The 21,207-nt window shown below is 66.7% G+C and carries 20 protein-coding genes; 9 read left to right on the forward strand and 11 right to left on the reverse strand.

Translation table 11 applies throughout. The features are described from left to right. Positions 1–40: 40 nt before the first annotated feature. Both gmk and DVT68_RS08050 read right to left on the reverse strand, forming a co-directional pair. Positions 41–682, reverse strand: coding sequence for a guanylate kinase (gene gmk / locus DVT68_RS08045; protein ID WP_114824571.1), 642 nt, complete (start codon positions 680–682; stop codon positions 41–43). After that, positions 679–1,539, reverse strand: a complete 861-nt coding sequence (locus DVT68_RS08050) for a YicC/YloC family endoribonuclease (RefSeq protein WP_114824572.1) — start codon at positions 1,537–1,539, stop codon at positions 679–681. The genes gmk and DVT68_RS08050 overlap by 4 nt, the downstream gene beginning before the upstream one ends. Before the next feature lie 86 nt (positions 1,540–1,625). On the opposite strand from DVT68_RS08050, the gene rph reads away from it, so the two are divergent. From rph to hemW, 4 genes are read left to right on the forward strand one after another with little or no spacing between them, the layout of a single operon-like run. After that, positions 1,626–2,357: a ribonuclease PH gene (gene rph / locus DVT68_RS08055; protein ID WP_114824573.1), complete on the forward strand. Its 732-nt coding sequence runs from the start codon at positions 1,626–1,628 to the stop codon at positions 2,355–2,357. A gap of 8 nt (positions 2,358–2,365) precedes the next feature. Beyond that, complete coding sequence (locus DVT68_RS08060) at positions 2,366–2,878, forward strand: GNAT family N-acetyltransferase (RefSeq protein ID WP_114824574.1); 513 nt, start codon at positions 2,366–2,368, stop codon at positions 2,876–2,878. A 3-nt stretch (positions 2,879–2,881) separates the two neighbouring features. After that, the gene (gene rdgB / locus DVT68_RS08065; RefSeq protein ID WP_114824575.1) at positions 2,882–3,481 is read left to right on the forward strand and encodes an RdgB/HAM1 family non-canonical purine NTP pyrophosphatase; all 600 of its coding nucleotides are present in this window, start codon (positions 2,882–2,884) and stop codon (positions 3,479–3,481) included. 4 nt (positions 3,482–3,485) lie between these two features. Then, positions 3,486–4,652 (forward strand): radical SAM family heme chaperone HemW, encoded by a 1,167-nt coding sequence (hemW, locus tag DVT68_RS08070; RefSeq protein ID WP_114824576.1) that lies wholly within the window; start codon positions 3,486–3,488, stop codon positions 4,650–4,652. 30 nt (positions 4,653–4,682) lie between these two features. On the opposite strand, the gene DVT68_RS08075 is transcribed toward hemW, so the two are convergent. Genes DVT68_RS08075 through DVT68_RS08105 form a run of 7 tightly spaced genes read right to left on the reverse strand, consistent with a single transcriptional unit; the run spans position 4,683 to position 11,483 of the window. Beyond that, positions 4,683–5,330 carry a hypothetical protein gene (locus DVT68_RS08075; protein WP_114824577.1) on the reverse strand — a complete coding sequence of 216 codons (648 nt, stop codon included), beginning with the start codon at positions 5,328–5,330 and terminating at the stop codon, positions 4,683–4,685. A gap of 10 nt (positions 5,331–5,340) precedes the next feature. Next, on the reverse strand, positions 5,341–5,844 hold the full coding sequence (locus DVT68_RS08080) for a nitrous oxide reductase accessory protein NosL (protein WP_114824578.1): 504 nt from the start codon (positions 5,842–5,844) through the stop codon (positions 5,341–5,343). Further along, a complete protein-coding gene (locus DVT68_RS08085; RefSeq protein WP_199536006.1) occupies positions 5,841–6,677 on the reverse strand; it encodes an ABC transporter permease subunit in 837 nt (278 codons plus the stop codon). The genes DVT68_RS08080 and DVT68_RS08085 overlap by 4 nt, the downstream gene beginning before the upstream one ends. Beyond that, positions 6,674–7,612, reverse strand: a complete 939-nt coding sequence (locus DVT68_RS08090) for an ABC transporter ATP-binding protein (RefSeq protein WP_199536007.1) — start codon at positions 7,610–7,612, stop codon at positions 6,674–6,676. The genes DVT68_RS08085 and DVT68_RS08090 overlap by 4 nt, the downstream gene beginning before the upstream one ends. Then, complete coding sequence (locus DVT68_RS08095) at positions 7,593–8,846, reverse strand: nitrous oxide reductase family maturation protein NosD (protein WP_114824581.1); 1,254 nt, start codon at positions 8,844–8,846, stop codon at positions 7,593–7,595. The genes DVT68_RS08090 and DVT68_RS08095 overlap by 20 nt, the downstream gene beginning before the upstream one ends. Further along, a complete protein-coding gene (locus DVT68_RS08100) occupies positions 8,846–11,038 on the reverse strand; it encodes a 4Fe-4S binding protein (protein ID WP_199536008.1) in 2,193 nt (730 codons plus the stop codon). The genes DVT68_RS08095 and DVT68_RS08100 overlap by 1 nt, the downstream gene beginning before the upstream one ends. Before the next feature lie 13 nt (positions 11,039–11,051). After that, positions 11,052–11,483 carry a c-type cytochrome gene (locus DVT68_RS08105; protein ID WP_114824583.1) on the reverse strand — a complete coding sequence of 144 codons (432 nt, stop codon included), beginning with the start codon at positions 11,481–11,483 and terminating at the stop codon, positions 11,052–11,054. A gap of 251 nt (positions 11,484–11,734) precedes the next feature. Between DVT68_RS08105 and nosZ the strand changes: the two genes are divergently transcribed. The 5 genes from nosZ to pepQ all read left to right on the forward strand — a co-directional run bounded on the left by nosZ (position 11,735) and on the right by pepQ (position 19,242). Further along, the gene (gene nosZ, locus DVT68_RS08110; protein ID WP_114824584.1) at positions 11,735–13,687 is read left to right on the forward strand and encodes a TAT-dependent nitrous-oxide reductase; all 1,953 of its coding nucleotides are present in this window, start codon (positions 11,735–11,737) and stop codon (positions 13,685–13,687) included. 88 nt (positions 13,688–13,775) lie between these two features. After that, positions 13,776–14,900, forward strand: coding sequence for an FAD:protein FMN transferase (locus DVT68_RS08115; RefSeq protein WP_158543466.1), 1,125 nt, complete (start codon positions 13,776–13,778; stop codon positions 14,898–14,900). Positions 14,901–15,085: 185 nt separating this feature from the next. Next, positions 15,086–17,377: a DUF1631 family protein gene (locus tag DVT68_RS08120; protein WP_114824586.1), complete on the forward strand. Its 2,292-nt coding sequence runs from the start codon at positions 15,086–15,088 to the stop codon at positions 17,375–17,377. Next, entirely contained in the window at positions 17,374–17,733 is a 360-nt protein-coding gene (locus DVT68_RS08125; protein ID WP_114824587.1) for a PilZ domain-containing protein, read from the forward strand. The genes DVT68_RS08120 and DVT68_RS08125 overlap by 4 nt, the downstream gene beginning before the upstream one ends. 186 nt (positions 17,734–17,919) lie before the next feature. After that, entirely contained in the window at positions 17,920–19,242 is a 1,323-nt protein-coding gene (gene pepQ / locus DVT68_RS08130; protein ID WP_114824588.1) for a Xaa-Pro dipeptidase, read from the forward strand. A gap of 51 nt (positions 19,243–19,293) precedes the next feature. Here the strand turns inward: pepQ and DVT68_RS08135 are convergent, their stop codons facing one another. Together DVT68_RS08135 and DVT68_RS08140 are read right to left on the reverse strand one after the other, a co-directional pair. Then, a complete protein-coding gene (locus tag DVT68_RS08135) occupies positions 19,294–20,604 on the reverse strand; it encodes an aminopeptidase P N-terminal domain-containing protein (protein ID WP_114824589.1) in 1,311 nt (436 codons plus the stop codon). Continuing rightward, entirely contained in the window at positions 20,601–21,164 is a 564-nt protein-coding gene (locus DVT68_RS08140; protein ID WP_114824590.1) for a UPF0149 family protein, read from the reverse strand. The genes DVT68_RS08135 and DVT68_RS08140 overlap by 4 nt, the downstream gene beginning before the upstream one ends. Between the last annotated feature and the right edge of the window lie 43 nt (positions 21,165–21,207).

The raw sequence follows: 21,207 nt of genomic DNA on the forward strand, positions 1-21,207 counted from the left end.
ACCGGCGCGCCCCGCTCCCGCGTGGAGCGAGCGCGTCCGATCAGGCCAGCAGTTCGGCGATGAGCGCCTCATGCCGCTGCCACGGCAAGGTGCTGCGCTGGCGCACCGCGCGCACGATCGACTGCAAATCACCGAGCGCGACATCGAAGTCATCGTTGACGATGATGTAGTCGAACTCGTGCGCGTGCGCGATCTCCTCGCGCGAATTGTGCAGGCGGCGAGCGATCACCTCGGCGCTGTCCGAGCCGCGGCCACGAAGGCGGCGCTCAAGTTCGGCGCGCGACGGCGGCAGGATGAACACGCTCACGCAATCGGGCTTGCTCTTGCGGATCTGCCGCGCGCCCTGCCAGTCGATCTCCAGCAACACATCACGCCCCTGCTCCAGCAGCGTATTCACCGTGTTGCTTGACGTACCGTAGAGATTGCCGTGCACTTCGGCGTGCTCGAGAAAGATGCCCTCGGCGATCTCCCGCTCGAACTCGTTGCGCTCGACAAAGTAATAGTGGCGACCATATTGCTCACCCGGACGCGGCGGACGCGTGGTGTGCGAGATCGACAGCGAAATGGCCGGCTCGCGCTCCAGCAGCGCGTTGACGAGCGAGGACTTGCCCGCGCCCGAGGGCGCAGCCACCACGAACAGGGTGCCTTCGGCGCTCTGCAGCGGGGACGCGTCGGTATTCATTCGATGTTCTGCACCTGTTCGCGCATCTGCTCGATCAGCACCTTCAGCTCCACCGCGGCGTTAGTGCTGCGGGCATCGACCGCCTTGGAACCGAGGGTGTTGGCCTCGCGGTTGAATTCCTGCATGAGGAAATCCAGGCGGCGGCCGACTGGCTCCTTGGTGCCCAGCACGCGGCGCGTTTCGGCGATGTGCGTGCTGAGGCGGTCCAGTTCCTCGTCCACGTCGCTGCGGGTGATCTGCAGCACCAGCTCCTGCTCCAGGCGGCCCGGGTCGGCCGGCTGCTTGATGTCGGCAAGGCGCGATTCCAGGCGGGCGCGCAGGCCCTCGCGGATCTGGGGCATGAAGCTGCGCACGTCGGCCACGATGCGCTCGATGGCATCGAGGCGATCCTTCAGCAGCTCAGCCAGCTTCGCGCCTTCACGTTCGCGGGTGGCCGTCAGCGCATCTAGGGCGCGCTCGAGCACGTCGAGCAGGGCGGCCTGCAGCACGTCAGGATCCACCTCGGCCTGCTGCAGCACGCCCGGGAAGCGCAGCAGCTCGGTGAACTCGATGTTCATGCGCGGGAAGCGCGCCTCCAGGTCCAACGCCAGCTCGGACAGGCGGGCCAGGGTGGTGGCATTGACCTGCAGGGACTCGGCGCGGTTGTCGCCGCGCAGCCGCACGGTGATGTCCACCTTGCCGCGCGACAGGCGAGCGGCGATCCGTTCGCGCAGGGCCGACTCGAACACGCGCAGCTCGTCGGGCAGGCGCGGGCTCAGCTCCAGGTAGCGATGGTTGACCGTGCGAAGCTCGCAGCTGAGCGACCCGGCGGGGCCAGTCGTCTCGGCGGAGGCATAGGCCGTCATGCTGCGGATCATCGGGGGCGCCTGCTGAAACTCGGGAAAGGGCGCAATGGTAAACTTTCCCGCCCTGGCTTGCCCAATCCTTAAGGCCGACGCGTCCCATGAGCTCCCCCAGCCGCCCCAGTGGCCGCGCCAGCGACCAGCTGCGCACCGTCACCATCGAACGCCATTACACCCGCCACGCCGAAGGTTCGGTGCTGGTCTCCTTTGGCGACACCAAGGTGCTTTGCACCGCCAGCATCGAAGACCGCGTGCCGCCGTGGCTGCGCGGCAAGGGTGAAGGCTGGGTCACCGCTGAGTACGGCATGCTGCCGCGCGCGACGAATACCCGCATGCAGCGCGAGGCCGCCCGCGGTGGCCAGGGCGGGCGCACCATGGAGATCCAACGCCTGATCGGGCGCAGCCTGCGCGCCTGCGTTGACCGCCAGGCCCTCGGTGAGCGCGTGATCACCCTGGACTGCGACGTGATCCAGGCCGATGGCGGCACCCGCACGGCAGCCATCACCGGCGCCTATGTGGCGCTGGTTGACGCCGTGAACCTGCTGATGAAGCGCGAGAACCTGCGCCGCAACCCGGTGGTGGGCGCTGTCGCGGCCGTGTCGGTGGGCATCTACCAAGGCATGCCGGTGCTCGACCTCGACTACGCCGAGGACTCCAGCTGCGACACCGACATGAACGTGGTGATGAACGACGGCGGTGGCTTCATCGAGGTGCAGGGTACGGCCGAAGGCCATGCGTTCCGCCGCGACGAAATGGACGCCCTGCTCGCCCTTGCCGAAAAGGGCATCGGCGAGCTGGTGGCCGCCCAGCGCGCAGCGCTCGAGCAGCCCTGATCACGCGGATGTTCGAGATTCGCCCGCCCCGACCGGACGAACTGCCCGCCATTCTGGCGGTTCATCGCGCCGCCTTCGGGCGCGACGATGAAGCCGCGCTGGTGCAGCACCTTCGCAACGACGGCGACAGCGCGTTCGAGGTGCTGGCCGAGGCAGACGGCGAGGTCATCGCGCATGTGGCTTATTCGCCGGTAAGCATCGAGCACGGTAATGACGGACGCGCGCTCGGCCTCGCTCCTGTGGCGGTGACGCCGGCCTGGCAGCACCGCGGCGTGGGCAGCGCACTGGTCCGTCGTTCGCTCGACGAGCTGCGCGACGCGAGCGACGCGCGGGCCGTGGTAGTGCTCGGCGAACCGGCCTATTACGCCCGCTTCGGATTCTCCCCCGCTTCCCTGGCTGGGTTGCACGACACCTATGGCGGAGGCGACGCCTTCATGGCGCAGGCCCTGCGACCCGGCGGCCTGGACGGCTATCACGGCCGCGTCGATTACGCCCGCGCCTTTGCCCTACTCACGGAATAATTCATGTCTCGAATCGTCCTGGCCAGCAGCAACCCCGGCAAACTGGCCGAATTCAACGCCCTGCTCGCCGACAGCGGGCTCAGCGTGGAGCCGCAGTCGGCGTACGATGTGAGCGACGTCGAGGAAACCGGTCTCACCTTCGTGGAGAACGCGCTGCTCAAGGCCCGCCATGCGGCACGCCTCAGTGGCCTGCCCGCGCTGGCGGACGACTCCGGCCTGTGCGTGGAGCACCTGCGCGGGGCGCCCGGCTTGTACTCGGCGCGCTACAGCGGCAAGCACGGCGACAACGCCGCCAACAACGCCAAGCTGCTGCATGAGATGAAGGACGTGCCCGCCGAAAAGCGCGGCGCCTTCTTCATCTGCGTGCTGGTGCTGGTGCAGCACGCCGACGACCCGGCGCCGCTGATCGCCGAAGGCCGCTGGCATGGCCGCGTGCTGACCGAAACGCGCGGCACGCATGGTTTCGGCTACGACCCGTTGTTCCTGCCGGACGACGAAACCGTCAGCGCCGCCGAGCTGCCGCCCGGGCTGAAGAACCGCATCAGCCATCGCGGCCGGGCCCTTACCGAACTGCGCCAGCGTCTGGCCGCTCCGCACGTCTGACGCCATGCCGCTCATCGCGCCACCGTTGTCGCTGTACGTCCACATGCCGTGGTGCGTGAAGAAGTGCCCGTACTGCGACTTCAATTCGCACGGCGTGAAGGGCGCGCCGCCGCCGTACGCCGACTACGTCGACGTCCTGCTGGCGGACCTCGACGCCGATCTGCGCGACTTCGGCGCAGCCGTGCACGCTCGCGCGGTACACAGCATTTTCTTCGGCGGCGGCACCCCCAGCCTGTTCGCACCCGAGCTGATCGACCGCTTCCTTGACGGCGTGCGCGAGCGGCTGCCGCTGATCGAAGGCGCCGAAATCACGCTGGAGACCAATCCCGGCACGGTCGAACATGGTCGATTCGATGGCTATCTGGCTGCAGGCGTGAATCGCCTGTCCTTCGGCATCCAGAGCTTCGACGACGACAAGCTGCGGCGTCTCGGCCGCATCCATTCGGCCAAGGAAGCCGAGGCAGCGGTGAAATCTGCGCAGGACGCAGGCTACGCCAACATCAACCTCGACCTGATGTACGCGCTGCCCCAGCAAACGCTTGCCGGAGCACAGTCCGACGTGGCGCGCGCGATCGCGCTGCAACCGACACACGTCTCGCATTACCAGCTGACGCTCGAGCCCAACACCGCGTTCGCCGCGAACCCACCGCCCTTGCCCGATGACGACCACGCATGGGCGATGCAGGAGGCCTGCGAGCAGCAGCTCGCCGAGGCCGGCTACGGCCAATACGAGATTTCCGCCTATGCCCAGGCGGACCGCCGCTGCGTGCACAACCTCAACTACTGGCGCTTCGGCGATTACCTCGGCATTGGCGCCGGCGCCCACGGCAAGCTGACCGTGGCGGAAAACGGCGCTGTCCATCGCCGCTGGAAGACGCGGCTTCCCAAGGCCTACCTGGCTGCCGCCGGCGATGCAGCACGCATCGGCGGCGACGGCCCGGTGGCGGTCGATGAACTGCCGTTCGAATACATGCTCAACGCCTTGCGCCTGATTGACGGCGTGCCGCTGGCCGATTTCGCCGAGCGCACGGGGCTGCCCATCGAACGGATCGCGCCCGCGCTCGAGGCGGCGCGTCAGCGCGGCTGGCTGGTCGATGACGCCGCGCGACTGCAGACCACGGCGCTCGGCCAGCGCTTCCTCAACGACGTGATCTCAGCCTTCCTGGACTGAGCAGGCCGCAATCGCCGCCTCGCAACGAGCTCATGCCAACCCAAGCGTCGGCATCTTTGCCAGCGCCTCGAGGAAAGCAAGGACGATGGCTGCCGCATCTCCGTTCTCCGGGAATGCGATCGGACTCGCGACCACCGTACCGTCTGGCAGGTGCACGTGCGCCGCGCTGTCGACGTCCGGATGCGCCACGGGCGCGTTGTCAAAGCGCCACGCCTCGCCGGACCAGCGCCATTCGATCGAGAAGTCACCGCTGGCCAGCACCCGCGCCAGCACATCGATGCCAGTTTCACCACGAAAGGCGATGCCGTCGTGGTGCAGCCGCATGCCGCCCACGAATGGCTTCGGCAAGGATGGCCGGATCGCGTGCGCCAGCGCCGCAAGTCCGGAGCGCGGCGGTGGCAAGCTCTTGCCGCCGTTGGCGACCAGGCAGCGCCACTCCAGGGTGTCATGCAGTGCGATTTCGCGGTCACCGATCAGTCGTACCGCCAGCCAGGCGTCGTAGCCGGGATGTTCGGGGAGATACCCCTCGCGCACCGCGGCCAGCAAGTCATCGGCTTCTACGCAGCCTGCATCGTCCAGCAGGCGCTTGCGCAGTTCCCGCAGGTCGTACATGCGGCGGGACACATCGGCAATCGCGGTAGCGGTCCGCGGCGGCACCGTATCAAAAAAGTTTTTCATGAATTCTCCGTCACATGCCCATGTCGCCGCCGGCGGCGCCGTCGAGGCGCACCATCTCCGGCGTGATTTGCTTGTAGGTCAGCACTTCTCCCCCAAACTGCTTCGCGAACACCTGTGCGTCCGCCTGCCCGGCGAAACTCGCCAGAGTCGGCCCCATGCTTCCGCTCCGATGCGCGCCGCGCACGTAGTAGGCCTTGGTCGCTTCGATCCAGTGCCCCTGCGGGTGGTCCCAATCGGCGTGGGCCATATCCTGGGTATAGGCGCCCGCCACCGCACGCACCTGCTCGGGATGAAGCAGCATCGAGAGCAATTCCAGCGTGTCGCAGAAGTAAACCGTCTTGCCGTCCTCGTAGCGGATCTGCCCCTTGGGACCCGGGTAGTCCGCCAGCGTCATGCCGTCGAGCTCGCAATGCGCATCGGCGCGAGGGTCCACTGGCGCCTGCGTCGCGGCCTGCTGCGCGCACGCAGCAAGCAGCACGAACAACCCGGGCATCCACCGTCGTATCGAACTCATCGAAACCTCCAAAGCGCCACGCCCAGCGGCGCGACGATCCATGTGACCAGGACGCTGTAGAGCGTGGCGGGCGCATTCCAACCCTGCGCCATCAGGGTGCCCAGGCCGAACGAGCTGCGCAGCACGTCGGCGCCGAACACGTTGATGACGCGAAACACATCGGCGGGATTGAGCAACAGCGCATAGGGCGCCCAGTCGGAGGCGTGACTGCCCGCCGTCGCCACCAACGCGCCAAGCAACGACAGGTCGAACACCAGCACGAAACCGAACCACAACGCGATCGCGGCGCCGGTGGCCCGGGTGCGGTCGCGCGCCAGCGTCGACACCAGCACGGCAAGGCTCAGGAAGGCCAGTCCGAGCAGCAGGGCGCTGCCCACAAAACGCAGGTAGATCGCCAGCGATTCACCGTCCATCGCGGTGGCCAGCGGGACCAGCGCCACCCCGAAGCCGACCAGCGTGGCCATCGACAGCGCCGCCGCCAGGCCGAGGTATTTGCCCACCAACAATTCCGCCCGGGTGATCGGCTGCGACAGGAGCAGGTCGAGCACGCCACGCTCGCGCTCACCAACGATGGCATCGAAGCCGAGCAGCAAGGCGATCAGCGGAACCAGATAGATGGCCAGGCTTGTCAGGCTCGCCACGGTCGCGGCTGCGCTGCGCAGCCCCACCACGCCTGACTGCGCCCCACCAAAGTACGCGATCAGCAACGCAAACACGGCGAATACCACCGCCACCGCCAGCACCCAGCGGTTACGCAACCGGTCGCGCCATTCCTTGGCGGCGATCGCCGCCACCAGCCGCCATTGCCAGCAGGACATCGGTCGCCGACTCATGCCGCACGCTCCACCCAGGTGACGCCCCGCTGGTGGCGCAGGAAGACATCCTCGAGCGTGGGTTCGGCGATCGCGTACGCCGTCAATGCATCGGAAAGATCCGCCAGCACGCCCAGCAGCGCCATGCGTTGCGGTGTGGCCACGGCCACCTGCACCTCGCCATCGGCCAGATCCTGCGGGACAAACCCCGCGGCCAGCAGCGCCCCGCGCACGCGGTCGCGAGCGCCATCTCGAGGCGTCACCACCAGCCGCGCGGGCAGGCCCGTAGCCGCCGCGAGTGCGGCCACCGTACCCTGAGCCACCAGCTGGCCGCTGGCCATGATCACCAGCCGATCCACGCGCGACTGGATTTCCGCCAGCAGATGCGAGCTGAGGATGATGGTGGCGCCGTCCTGCCTCAGCTGGTCCAGCACGTCGTAGAACGCATGGATGGCCTCGGGGTCCAGGCCGTTGGTCGGCTCGTCCAGCATCAGCAAGCGAGGCTGACCCAGCAGCGCCTGCGCGAAGCCCAGGCGCTGGCGCATGCCCTTGGAGTATTCGCGAACCGCGCGATGAATCGCCGATCCAAGACCCACGCGCTCGAGCAGGCTCTTGCAACGCGAAGGATCGGCGGACTTCAGGCGTGCGAAGAAGCGCAGGGTTTCCAGTCCGGAGAGGTTGTCGTACAGCGCCACGTGTTCCGGCAGATAGCCGATGGCGCGACGAACCTCGCGAAACCGCCGCCCGCGCACGGGCTCGCCGAACAGGAGGATGTCACCCTCGTCGGCGGCGATGATGCCCAGCATCATCTTGAACAAGGTGCTCTTGCCGGCGCCGTTGTGTCCGGCCAGCCCGATCACCTCGCCTTCTCCACAGGAAAAGCTGACGCCACGAACCACTGGCGTCGCGCCATAGCGTTTCACCACGCCATTGATTTCAACGACCGCTGCGTTCAAGCCATGTGCTCCAGTCGGCATGATGGGGGCGCATCGCCGGATGCGCATCGAGGATGGTGGCCACGCGCAGCACCGGGAACTGCCGCGCCGCAAGCCCCAACGCCTGCATGGCGGGGCTGCTGTCGAGCAGCTTGACGAAGGGGTAGCGCGAGACCAGCCGGTCGGTCAGTTCGTTCGCCTCGAACGGCACGTCGCCGTAGCCGTCCGCGTCCGCATCCCAACCGAGGTAATTGCTCCAGTAGTTGCCTTCGCGCCTGCCCCACTGCACGTCGCGGGTGGCGACATAGCTCACCTGCTCGTCGTTGCCAATGAAATCGTTGCCATCGACGTCGTTGTTGTACGAGCCGGCCCACAGGTGCACGCCCACCGCGTTGCCGACCACCAGGTTGTTGCGCAGGGTGAGGTATTCCGCATCGTAGACAAACAAACCCACGCCGTTGCCTGCCGAGATGTTGCCGGTGATGGTCGAGTCCTGGATCGTGCGCAGCATGATGCCGTGACTGGCGTTGCCCCAGGCGACGTTGTTGCGCACCTCGAGATCCCGCACTTCCATCAGCGCCAGCCCGCCGAGATTGTGGAAACTCTCATTGCCCTCCCACACGTTGTGGTAGGAGTTCATGTAATGCGTGCCATAGCGCACGTCGTGGATGCGGTTGCCGATGAAGCGCGCGTGATGCGACACATCCACATAGATGCCGTCGCGGGCGAAGCTGATGTGGTTGCGCGCGATCGATGCGCCTTCGGTGTTGTAGAGCTGGATGGCATTGCCGCGCTGTGACGAGAGCTTCTCGCGCATGCCGGTGATGAGGTTATCCTCCACCGCCACCTGATTGCTTTTTTCGATCCACAGTCCGAACAGCACGTGCGCGAAATCACAATGCCGCACAACCGCGCGATCGGAGCCAGGCTGGATGTAGATGCCCGCGTTCTGGGCGCCGAGGTCGTCGCCGCTGTCGCGAACGATCACGCCTTCGACGCGCACGTCCGGCGATGCGATCCGTATGACATCGCCCTTCCCGTCGCCGCTGATGGTGGGCCGCCCCACACCGACCAGCGCCAGCGGCTTGTCGATGCGCAGGTTCTCAACGTACTGCCCGCGCTCCACCTCGATGGTGTCGCCCGAGGCGGCCTGGGCGATCGCCGCGCCGATCCGCTCGCCCGGGCGCACATGGAGCGTCGCCGCCCATGCGGGAAGGGTGACCAGGCCGAGCAGAAGGAGCGCCGGAAGCCGCATCAGTCCACCAGCTTGATCGGGATGAAGTGACCATCACGGCCGATCGGAGTCAGCGGCTGGCCCGCCCTGGCGCGCCGCTTGCGCTCGGCGCTGAGCGGCGGACAGGCATGATCGTCGTGATACAGCACCATGCAATCGAGGCATTGCATGCATTCGGTCGGATCGATGCGGCCCTGCGCGTCGATGGCCTGCGAACTGCACTGCACCGCACACGCCTTGCAGGTGGTGCACTCGGCCTTGCGGCGAAGGCCGAAAAAGCGGAACCGCGACGGTATGGCCATGGCCGCGCCCAGCGGGCACAGGTATTTGCAGAACGGGCGCTCGACGAACATCGAGAACGCCACCAGCGCCGACCAGAACAGCACGAACGGCCAGCTGCGATGCCACACGTGGACCATGAAGGTGGTCTTGAACGGCTCGACCTCCGCCATCCGCTCGGCCAGCGCCATCGAATGGAACGAGGCCGCCACCAGCACCAGCAGCACAACGTACTTCAACCAGCGCAGGCGGTGGTGCCAGCGCGACGGCAAGGCGAACTGCCACCGCCCCAGGCCAAGGCGACGCCCCGCGCGGAACAAGAGCTCGCTCATCGAACCGTAGGGGCAGAGCCAGCCGCAGAACACACCACGCCCCCACAACACGATGGTGATGGCGATGAAGATCCAGAACAGGAAGATCAGCGGGTCGCTAAGGAAGAGGTCCCAGCGCCAGCCGTCGAACGGCGCATGGATCAGCGTCAGCACCTGCACGATCGACGGCTGCGCCAGCTCCATCGCGCCGACGAACACCAGCGCCACCACCCAGGAGGCCATGTGCGGCCACAGGATCCAGCGCTTGTCCTGCCGCCGAGAGCGCGCCGCCCAGCGCCGGTGGAAGGCGTAGTACACGCCCACGGACAGCAGAAGGGTGACGAATCCGGCGATAGTGAAGGCCTTGTCCTTCCAAAGTTTCACCCACGCAGGCGCCGGCTTCTCCACGGTGGGGCGACCGCCGTCCAGGTAGTGCGCCGGCAGCCAGTACTCGGCGTTGAAGTTGGCGAAATCCGCGCTGCCGTGGTCGCCGGCGTGCTTGGACAGAAACGCCAGCCGCCACGGATAGGCCGCGGAGAACGACTTGTCGCGCAGGATGAAGATGCCCGATTCGCCGTAGGACGGCACACCGGGAATATCCAGGTGATAGAGGTTGCGGTAGTCGCCGTCACCGAACTGGTAGGTATCGGCATCCTGGGTGACCTGGATGCGGTCGTACACACCGCCGCGCACAAACGCCGAACCTTTGAACGAACTGCTGCCGTTGTTGATGATGAAGATGGCGTGCTCGCCGGGCTTGAGGTCCGACATCAGGCGCTGGTAGCCCGCCGCGCCAAGCACCGTCTTGCCCAACGACGGCTCGTTGAGATAACCGAACCACAGGTCGATGAATGGTTGCCCGGAACGGGGCTCACCGACCTGCTCGGGCATCACCTTCAAATGGCCAATGCTGCCCTCGGCCACCAGTCCCGCCCAGTCGGACGGGGCAGCGGCGGCAGTGAACCGGGCCTGGGGGCGTTCCACGGCATGGATCAACCCGACCTGGCGCGCCACCGCATAGCTGCCTCGTCCGACCATCTGGTTCTCGGCCAACACGGTGACGGTGGCGCCACTGATGGCGTCCATCGGCACATTGGCGCCATCGGCGCGACCGAGTTCGAAATGGGCGCCGGCTGGCTTGCCCGTGTACTGGGCGACATAACCCGTGAGCTTTTCCTCCGGGATGCCCGCCAGCAGGATGGGTTCGCTGTGACGGAGGATGCGCACGCCGGTAATGCGGCCCTGCGCGTCCATGCCCATCAGGGTGACGATGGGCTTGCCCGAATAGCCAACGATGTCGGGCGTGGTATCGGTGGAAAGAAAGACGTAACCGACGACTTCGTCATGCCCATTGCGTTGTCGGATACCCTCCACGTACGCGGGCTGCCCCTTGCGCAGGGAGAATCGTTCGGCCTGCGGCAACACGCTGCTGCATGGCGCGTAATGACAGAGATCGGGACTGGCGAACATCGCGGCCGGCAATTCAGCCTCGTAGGCGCCCGCCAAGACACGGCCGCTGCCAGACAGAAGCCAGCAGCCGATCATCAAGACGACTAGCCATCCAAAACGATGACTAGTCATTGAAGAGGCGCCACGACCATGGCGCAGAACATCCATGCGCATGACGCACTCCGCCTTATTGCGCCTTGCTGACCATGAAGTCGACCGCAGCCTTTACCTTGTCGTCATCAAGGCTTGGGTTGCCACCATGGGCCGGCATGGCGCCCTTCTGGCCGCTGAAACCCTCCAGCGCGTGCTTGTAGAGCACGTCCTTGCCCTGTGCGATGCGCGGGGCCCAGTCGTCCTTGTTGCCAAGCACCGGGGCGCCGACGGCCGGGCTGCCGTGGCACATCACGCACGTGCCCTGATACACCTTTTCGCCCGGTGAAGGCTCGGCGGCCACCGGGTTGGCGACGGGCGCCTCGGCTGGCGCCGCAGCGGGAGCCTGGACAGCAGCGGCTGGCGTCGACGACGCGTCACCGGCAGGCGGCGCCTTGTCGCCACCACAGGCAGCAAGCAGTATGGCCGCTGCGACAATCAGCGGACCACCAAAGTGTCTGACGTTCATCGTTTGAATTCCCTGGGTGCGGAGGCAAGTCGTCAGCGCGCAATCGCGGGCTGCATCGGACGACAAGAAAATGAGAGCAGCGGAGACTCGACTGCACATTGACGTGCGTCAGCCATGTGGCAATCCACCCCATGCGTCAACCTGCGCTTACATCACCGTTTTCTCAGGTGATCTGAGTCAAGCGCCTCGCTTGTAGCGAACCCTACAGTCCGCCCGGTACACCACTGACGCGAACAAAGAGGGAAGCGCAGATGAGCGGCAATGAAACGAAAGACGGCTATTCGGCAGTCGATCCGAGCCGAAGGAAGTTCCTTGGCAAGACGGCCATGGCGGGCCTGGCCGGTACCGGTGCAGTACTTGGCCTCACCGCCTGCGGTTCGTCCCAGCAGCCGGGCGGCAAACTAGCGACGGCCGCTTCCGCGGCGGCGCCGGCGAGCTCCTCGGGCGAACACCCTGAGTACGACGTTCCGCCCGGCAAGCTGGACACCTACTACCTCATTTCGTCCGGCGGCCACTCCGGTGAAGTGCGCATCCTGGGCTGCCCGTCCGGCCGCACCATCAAGCGCGTCCCGGTGTTCAACATCGACCCCATGTCGGGCTGGGGCATCACCAACGAGTCGCGCGCCATCATCGGCACGCGTCCGGATGGCCAGCTCAAGTACTGGACGGGCGACACGCACCACGTGCACGGCTCGTACAAGGACGGCACCTACGACGGCAAGTATTTCTGGGTCAACGACAAGCTCAACGCGCGCGTGGCGCGCATAAAGGGCGACACGTTCGATGTGGACAAGATCATCGATCTGCCGAACGTGCAGGGCCACCACGGCCTGTTCCCCGACAAGCGCGACCCGGTGGATGCCTCGATCAACTACACCACACGTGTATTTGCCGGCGCCGAGTTCCATATTCCCCTGCCCAACGATGGTCGCGACGAAAACTCGCCCGAAAAGTACGGCTGCCTGTTCAGCTGCATCGATGCGGAAAGCATGGAAGTGCGCTGGCAGTGCCGCATCGACGGCAACATGGACCTGGTGGCGACCACCTATGACGGCAAGCTGGCCGCGTCCAACCAGTACAACACGGAAGGCGGCGTCCACTACGAGGACATGATGTCCGCCGAGCAGGACTCCTGCGTGTTCTTCAACATCGCCCGCATCGAGCATGCGGTGGCGGGCGGCAAGTTCACCACCATCGGTGACTCCAAGGTGCCCGTGGTGGATGGCCGCAAGGACGCCAACGCCGATCCGAAGACGGCGCTCACCTGCTACGTGCCGGTGCCGAAGAATCCGCACGGCGTCAACGCCAGCCCGGATGGCAAGTACTTCGTCTGCTCCGGCAAGCTCTCGCCCACCTGCTCGGTGATCGAAATCGATCTCGTGCACAAGTGGTTCGACGGCGAACTGGCGAAGCCCCGCGACGCGGTGGTGGCCGAACCGAACGTCGGCCTGGGTCCCTTGCACACGGCTTTCGACGGACGTGGCAATGCCTATACAACGCTCTTCCTGGACAGCAAGATCGTCAAGTGGAACGTCGACGCGGCGATTGCGCAGTTCAAGGGCAACACGCAGTCCAATGTGATCATCCACACCATCGACGTGCACTACCAGCCGGGTCACGGCTACACCTCGATGGGCGAGACCAAGGAACCGGACGGCAAGTTCTTCAACTCCGGCAACAAGTTCTCCAAGGACCGTTTCCTCCCGGTGGGCCCGCTGCACGTGGAGACCGAGCAGCTCATCGACATCACCGGCGAGCAGATGAAGCTGATCCACGATCACTCGGCCGCCCCCGAGCCGCATGACGCGATCATCGTGCGCGCGGACATCATCAAGACCCGCCAGATCTATGACCTCAACGAGTTCCCCAATGCGGTCAAGAGCAAGGAGGAGAGCACGATCGAGCGCAACGGCAAGAATGTGCACATCAGGCTGATGTCGCAGGCGCCGGCGTATTCGATGCGCGAGTTCACGGTGAAGAAGGGCGATATCGTCACCATCACCGTGACCAACCACGACAAGGTCGAAGACCTGACCCACGGCTTCGGCATCCCCAAGTACAACATCAACTTCTGTATCAACCCGCAGGAAACCAAGTCGGTCACTTTCGTGGCGGACAAGCCGGGCGTGTTCTGGTGCTACTGCACGCACTTCTGCCATGCCCTCCACCTGGAAATGCGTTCGCGGCTCATCGTGGAAGCCTGAGTTCGTACTGCCCCCGGGGGCGTCGCCACGACGACGCCCCCTTCCTTCGACATGGCGGCGGATGAGTTCGCTGCTTCCCGGAGACCCCATGCAACCCAGCCGGCTCACGACGGCGACCCGCGCGGGCGTGATGCTTGCGAGCGTCGCCCTACTCACCGGTATGTTTCTCTGGCTGCGCCCGCTGCAGCCCGTCCAGGGCGAGTTCCTGGTGTTCGGCACGCGAGCGCGCATCCAGCTCCTGACCTCCAGCAGCGACGATGCCGATGCGGCGTTTCAGGACATCGGCCGCCTGTTCATCCACGACCACCACACCTGGCACCCCTGGGAGCCCAGTGAGATCACCCGGCTCAACGATGCCCTTGCCCGCGGACAGCCCTATCGCGTGCCGGAGGATGTCGCCGACCTGATCCGTCGCGCGCAGGTCGGTTATGCGCAGACCGAAGGCCTGTTCAATTCCGCCGCCGGGCGCCTGATCGGGGCATGGGGCTTCCACACCAGTCGCTATCCCGTGCAGACCGCCGCCCCCACCGACGGCGAGGTCAAGCAACTGCTCAGCGAAAAGCCTGGCATGGACGATGTCCATATCGCGGCTGACGGTACCGTCAGCGCGACCAACCCTGCTGTATCGATCGACATCAACGGACTGTCCGAAGGCTACGCCTCGGCCCAGGTCGAGCAACTGCTCGCCCGGCACGGCATCCACCGCGCCCTGATCTATCTGGGTGGTTTCGTCATGGCCGTCGGACCCGCCGATGCCCAGCCCTGGCGCGTCGGCGTCAGCGCCCCGGCCGGCGTGCTCGGCAGCATCGACCTGGCTGGCGGCGAGTCGCTGGCTTCGTCAGGGGACTACCAGCGCCATCGCGCCTCGTCGGCCGACCTGGGGCACATCGTCGACACCCGCACGGGCTGGCCGCAGCGGGCGAGCGCCGCCACCAGCGTGCTCAGTGACGACCCGGTCTTCGCCGACATTGCCGCGACCGCACTGATGGTGGCCGGCCCCAGCGGGTTCCAGCGCATGGCCGACCACATGCAGATGAACTGCGCTTTGTTACTGGGCCATGACGGCAAGCTCTACATCACGCCCGGCATGCGCGCGCGACTGCACACCAATCTGCCATCCAACAGGGTGCAGATCATCCCTCGGCCAACCCAGTCTTGTGGCCCGGGTGATGCCGCGGCGAGGCGACCCGTGGTGGTTCCCACGGACTTTTAGCCGTCCGTTCGCGGGGATTCCGGGGTCCGGTTCCGCCCCGACAGGGGCCCCGTTCCTTGCGGCCCATCACGTTCCGCCCATCCCGACGGGCTCTCCCGCCGACCTCCCCCATACAGCCGATGGCGGCGCCAGGGGAAGAGGCCCTACACTGGGTCCATTCCGGGGGGAACATCACAAGGTCTGTCATGGATGTCGAACAGCAGGGTCGACGTCAGCCGTTTGCATCCGATCGGGGCAGTCGCCCCGACCATGCGGGCTGGTCTCCGCGCGCCCGTCGACTGATCGAAGAAACGCACGCACTTTGCAGCAGCTGGCTGGAAGCGCCGCTGCGCCAGTGCCTGATCGATATTGAGCAGCGCCTGTACTCCCTGGCCGAACGCTCGCGCAATCACATGGAACAACAGCAGTGCCTGTTCAGTCGCCAGCTGCTGCAGCAGCAGCAAGGCACGCTGGAACGGCGTTTCATGGACGGCACGCAGCTGAACTTCAGCCGGCTCGGCTGGACCCCCGGTTCCGAGGAGCAATCCGAGGCGGCGCGTCGACCGCTCGAACTGCTCGACCAGACCGAACACGAACAGACCATAGCGCTCGACAAGCTGGTGGCCCGTGGCGAGGCGCGACATGGCACGGCCTTGTTCGAGCTCGGCTACCGCTTTGCCGTGCTGGTCGGACAACCGCCCCTCGAAGGGGAGGCCCTGCCGCTCGGGCCGCAAGCGCTTGCCGTCGCCTTCCGCGACGCGGGCAACGGGCTGGACCTGCCGGTGGAGCACCGCCAGCTGATGCTGCTGAGCTTCGACATCAACGTGGTGCACACGCTGGCCTCGCTGTACGAAACCGTCAACGAACATCTGCGCAGCGACGGTATCCTGCCCCAGCTGCGTGCATTCCCCACGCCGCCGCGCACCCAGGTCGAGCGCCAGCCGCGCGGCGCTGGTGGTGACAACCCGCCCGCCAGCTTCACGCGCGCCGCGCAGGCACAGAACGCACAGCCGGCCGCTACTCCTCAGCCGCAGGCAGGCCGCAGCGACAACATCGCCGTACTCGACAGCTTGCGCGAAATGCTCGCGCAACACCGGGCCGGCCAGGGCGCACTCAATTACCAGCCGGCGGGACGCGGGGCCACGCCCGAAGAACTGCAGCTCGCCCTCGACGCCCTCCAGCTGCACGTGACGGACGTGGCCGACCAGGCCCAGCGTGAACTTCGGAGCGCGCATGCCCTGCGCGAGGAACTCATCAGCCAGCTCAATACCGGCAAGCCGGCCGGAGCCGCGCAGACGCACCTGACAGACGAACAGGGCGACACCGTGGAGCTGGTCGCCATGCTGTTCGAACAGCTGGGCCACCAGTTGCAGCGCAAGGGCAACGCCCACTCCCTGCTGGGCGAACTGCAGTTGCCATTGCTGCGCATGGCGGTGACCGACGAGGGCTTTTTCAACCAGCGCGAACACCCGGCGCGCAAGCTGCTGGGCGTCGTCACCGAGGCCGCCAATGACTGGCTCGATGGTCCTGACGGCGAAGCCGACCGCTCGCTGTCGGCCAAGCTCAACCAGCTGGTGGACCGCGCCCGGCGAGAGCCACCCAGCACCGGCCTGTACACCAGCCTTTTGGCCGATATCGAACACCACCTGGGTCTGCTTAACCGCAAGGCGCAGATCGCCGAGCGTCGCCAGGTGGAGGCCATGCAGGGCCGCGAGCGGCTCGAACAGGCCCGCCACCGCGCCGCCGAGCTGATCGCCGAGCGCTTTGAGCGCTGCAATCCGCGCGGCCTGCTGCGCACCCTGCTCGAGCGCGCCTGGTCCGACGTGCTGGCGCTGACCCTGTTGCGCCATGGCGAGGACAGCGAGGCCTTCGCACTGCGCCTGCGCATGACCGACCAGTTGCTCGGCCAGCAGCCCATTACCGACCGCAACCTGTTGCAGGCCGAGGTGGAAGCGGGCCTGCAGCAGATCGGCATGCATGCCGAGGAATCCGTGCAGGTGGCCCAGCGTCTGCTGGGTATTCCCGCCGCCACGCCGGTCGCGCAGGAAGCCAGCACCACCACCGAACTGGCGCTCAAGCTCAAGCAGCACCAGCGCCTGGGCGAACACGTCGCCACCGAGGCGCCGGCCCCCGTTGTGGAGACGCCGCCACCCGCGCCGGAGTCGCCGGAGCGGCGCATCCATCAGCGCCTGCGGCAACTGCCGTTCGGCACCTGGTTCGAATTCATCGACCCCACCAGCGGTCGCGTCACCCAGCGCAAACTGGCGTGGTATTCGCCGGTGTCGGGCAACAGCCTGTTCGTGACGCGCCGCGGCCTGCGCGGCGAGGAAATGACCCTGCCGCAGCTGGCGCATGAGATGGCCTGTGGCCGCGTGCGGGAAATGCCGCCGATGCGCGACAGCCTGCTCGACCGTGCCTGGCATGCGCTGACCAGTCACCTGCGCCAGGTAACCCGGCCGGCGTCCACGACCGCACGCCCCGGAGTCTCGCCGACGTGAGCGACAACGTTGCCTCCATCGACCAGCGGCGCGCCCTGCGCAAGCGCGCCAACTTCACGGCAGTGGTCACCGACGTGATCAGCGGCCAACCCATCGGCCACCTGGGCAACCTGTCGGCCAACGGCATGCTGCTGATCAGCGCCCATCCGCCGCGCAGCGAAGCGGTCTACCAGGTCAGCGTGTCGCTGCCCGGCCTGGGCAGCTCGGCGCAGACCATCGAGGTGGGTATCCAGGAGCAGTGGCACGAACTGGCGGCCAGCCCCGGACAGATCTGGGCCGGCTACCGCATCGTGGCCATCGACGACGCCGACGCGGCCCTGCTCGATGCCTGGCTGGAGCAGCCCGGGCAGTCCTGACCGCAGCCGCCGCGCCGGAACGCCCCGTGCGCAACCCGGCCCTCGCAAACGCCGTACGCCGGAACCGCCGCGCGGCAGGTTCGCGCACAGGGCGACCTCCTGCATGACGACCGCGCGACTGGCAGCCGCGGCGAGGTCGCGCGATCATGTGGGGCTTCCCCGCCCGTCGATGCTTCCGGAGTAGTCATGCACGATCGTCTCGCCCCGCTGTATTCCCAGCACCTGGCCACGCTGCGCGAACGTGCGGACAAGGCGCTCGCCCTCGGCGGGTTCGACCATCTGGTGATCGCCGCCAGCACGCCGCTGCGCAAGTTCCTTGACGACCAGGACTACCCGTTCGTCGCCAACCCGCATTTCCGCCACTGGCTGCCGCTGACCGACACCCCGGGCAGCTGGATCGTGTACACGCCGGGCCACAAGCCGAAGCTGGTGTTCCTGCAGCCCAAGGACTACTGGCATGTCGTGCCTGACGCGCCTCACGGCTACTGGGTCGAACACTTCGAGATCGTGATCGAGCGCAACGCCGTCGATGCGGTGGCCCACTTGCCGGGCGAAAACACGCGTCGCGCCATCATCGGCCCGGAATGCCCTCCCGTGCCGGGCGCGGAGGCGAACAATCCGCAAGCCGTGCTCGACTACCTGCATTGGCACCGCTCGTACAAGACGCCGTACGAGCTGGAGCTGATGCGCGAGGCAAGCCGCATCGGCACGCGCGCGCATCACGCCGCCGAGCAGGCCTACCGCGCCGGCGCCAGCGAGTTCGGCATCCAGATGGCTTACCTGGCCGCCGCCGGGCAGACCGAAGCGGAACTGCCCTATTCCAATATCGTGTGCCTCAACCAGCATGGCGCCGTGCTGCACTACACCCACTTCGATCGCACGGCGCCGCTGCAAAGCCGCTCGTTTCTGATCGACGCCGGCGCCAGCGCCAGCGGCTACGCCAGTGACATCACCCGCACCTACGCCGCGTATGGCCACAGCGAGTTCCAGGCGTTGATCGACAGCATGGACGCCGCCCAGCAGGGCTTCGCGGCCAAGGTGCGGGCCGGCCAGAGCTATCCGGAACTGCATATCCACGCCCACCACGTGCTCGCCAACGTGCTGCGCGAGCACGGCATCATCCGCATGAGCGCCGAGAGCGCGGTGGAGTCGGGCGTCACCTCGGCATTCTTCCCGCATGGCCTGGGCCACCCGATCGGCCTGCAGGTGCACGATGTGGCCGGCTTCCAGCAAAACGAGCGCGGCGGGACCATCGCCCGCCCGCCGGGCCATCCCTACCTGCGCATGACGCGCGTGCTGGAGCCGGGCATGGTGGTGACCATCGAGCCGGGTCTGTATTTCATCGACATGCTGCTGGATGAGTGGCGCGACAAGCCGGCGGGCCGCGACATCGACTGGGACAAGATCGACAAGTTCCGGCCTTACGGCGGCATCCGCATCGAGGATGACGTGGTGTGCACGGATGGCGCGCCGGAAAACCTCACGCGCGATGCGTTTGCCCTGATCTGATCCATGTTGTCGATGCTGCTGGCGCAGGGTCGACCTGCGCCAGCAGCACGATCAGCGCGAAGCCAGCAGCGCCTCGATTTCGTCGGCATCCTTGGGCACGCCGGAAGTCAGCACATCGTTGCCGTCGCGGGTCACCGCCACGTCGTCCTCGATGCGGATGCCGATCCCGCGCCAGCGGGCATCCACGCTGACGTCGCCCGGCGGCACATAGATGCCCGGCTCGACCGTGACCACCATGCCCGGCTCCAGCAGCCGCGGCTCGCCATCCACGCGGTAGTCGCCCACGTCATGCACGTCCAGGCCCAGCCAGTGGCCCGTCTTGGAGGGGAAAAAGCGCTTGTAGCTACCCTCGGCGATGGCTGCGTCCGCGTCGCCCTTGATCAGCCCCAGCGCGCACAGGCCCTCGGCGATCACCCGCACCGCCACCTCGTGCGCGGCGTTGAAGTCACGGCCCGGCAGCACCTCGTCGATGGCCGCCATCTGGGCGGCCAGCACCACCTCGTAGAGCGCTCGCTGTTCGCGCGAGTAACGGCCGCCGACGGGAAAGGTGCGGGTGATGTCGGACGCATAGCAGTCCACTTCGGCGCCGGCGTCCACCAGCAGCAACTCGCCCTCGCGCAAGGTCGCGCGATTGGCGGTGTAGTGCATCACGCAGGCATTGGCGCCGCCGGCGACGATGGGCGGGAAAGCCGGCACCGCACCGCGGCTGCGCATCACGCGCAGGATTTCGGCCTCCACTTCGTATTCATGGCGACCGCTGAGCGCCGCCCGCATCGCCGCCAGGTGCGCGTCCGCGGCGATGTCGGCGGACGTGCGCATCAGCTTCAGTTCGCCGCGCGATTTGTACAGCCGCAGATCGTGCAGCAGATGACCCAGCGCGACGAATTCCTTGGGCACCACGCCACCGCCACGCAGCTGACGCAGTCGGCGCATCCAGCCCAGCAGGCGGGCGTCGAATTCCGGTTCGCGGCCGAAGTGGCAGTACACCCTGCCCCGGCCTTCGATCATGCCGGGCAGGATGTCATCGATGTCATCGATCGGGAAAGCATCGTCCATGCCGTGCTGGCTGACTGCCCGCTCGGTACCGATGGACTCGCCATGCCAGCGCTCGTGCGCTTCGTCACGCTCGCGGCAGAACAGCACCGCCTCGCCATGCTTGCGGCCCGGCAGCAGCGCCAGCACCGCGTCCGGCTCGGGGAAGCCGGCGAGGTAGTGCAGATCCGAATCCTGCCGGTACGGCCAGTTGGCATCGGCGTTGCGCACGCGCTCGGGCGCGGCGGCGATCAGCAGCACGGCATCTTCGCCCGCCATGCGCATCAGCTGGCGGCGACGGCGGGCGAATTCCTCGGGCGAGATGCTCAATGCACGGTGTCGCTGGGTTGGGACGGCGGCCTGGCGCACTCGGCGAACAGCAACATGGCGCCCATGCGCACGAATTCGTGCACCTCGATCAGGGCATCCTCATCCTCACCCTCGTCGCCGAAATCGAACGACGACGAGGCGATGGTGGCGAGGTCACGCAGGATCTCCTGCGCCTCGTCGGACAGCTTGCCGTGCGCCTCGGCGCCAGCCAGACCGAAACCGCCGAGGAAACCACGGCACCAGTCAACCAGCGCGTCCGCGCGCTCGGGCAGCGGGCGATCGTCGGGCGGCAGCAGCGGCTCAAAGCCCAACTCCGGGTCGGCCAGCTCCGCGCCGGTCTGCTTGACCAGGCGCTCGAGGAAGATCTGGTCCGCCGCCGACGGGGTGGCCGCCTCGGCATCCAGGTGCAGGGTCTCAATCACGGACTGCCTGCCGACGCGGCCTCCGCCTGCCAGGAAACCGCAAAGCGATCCATGCAGTTCGGCGGGGTCCACGCCCAGCTTCAGGCGGCCGACGGCGGCGTCCAGTTCGTCATAGCCGATGATCTCGTTCGCGGCCATGGGGCACTCCTTTCAAGGCAAGTTCGCAGTTTAATGCAGGGCC

The sequence above is a fragment of the Dyella solisilvae genome, from assembly GCF_003351225.1.
Classification (GTDB): Bacteria; Pseudomonadota; Gammaproteobacteria; order Xanthomonadales; family Rhodanobacteraceae; genus Dyella; species Dyella solisilvae.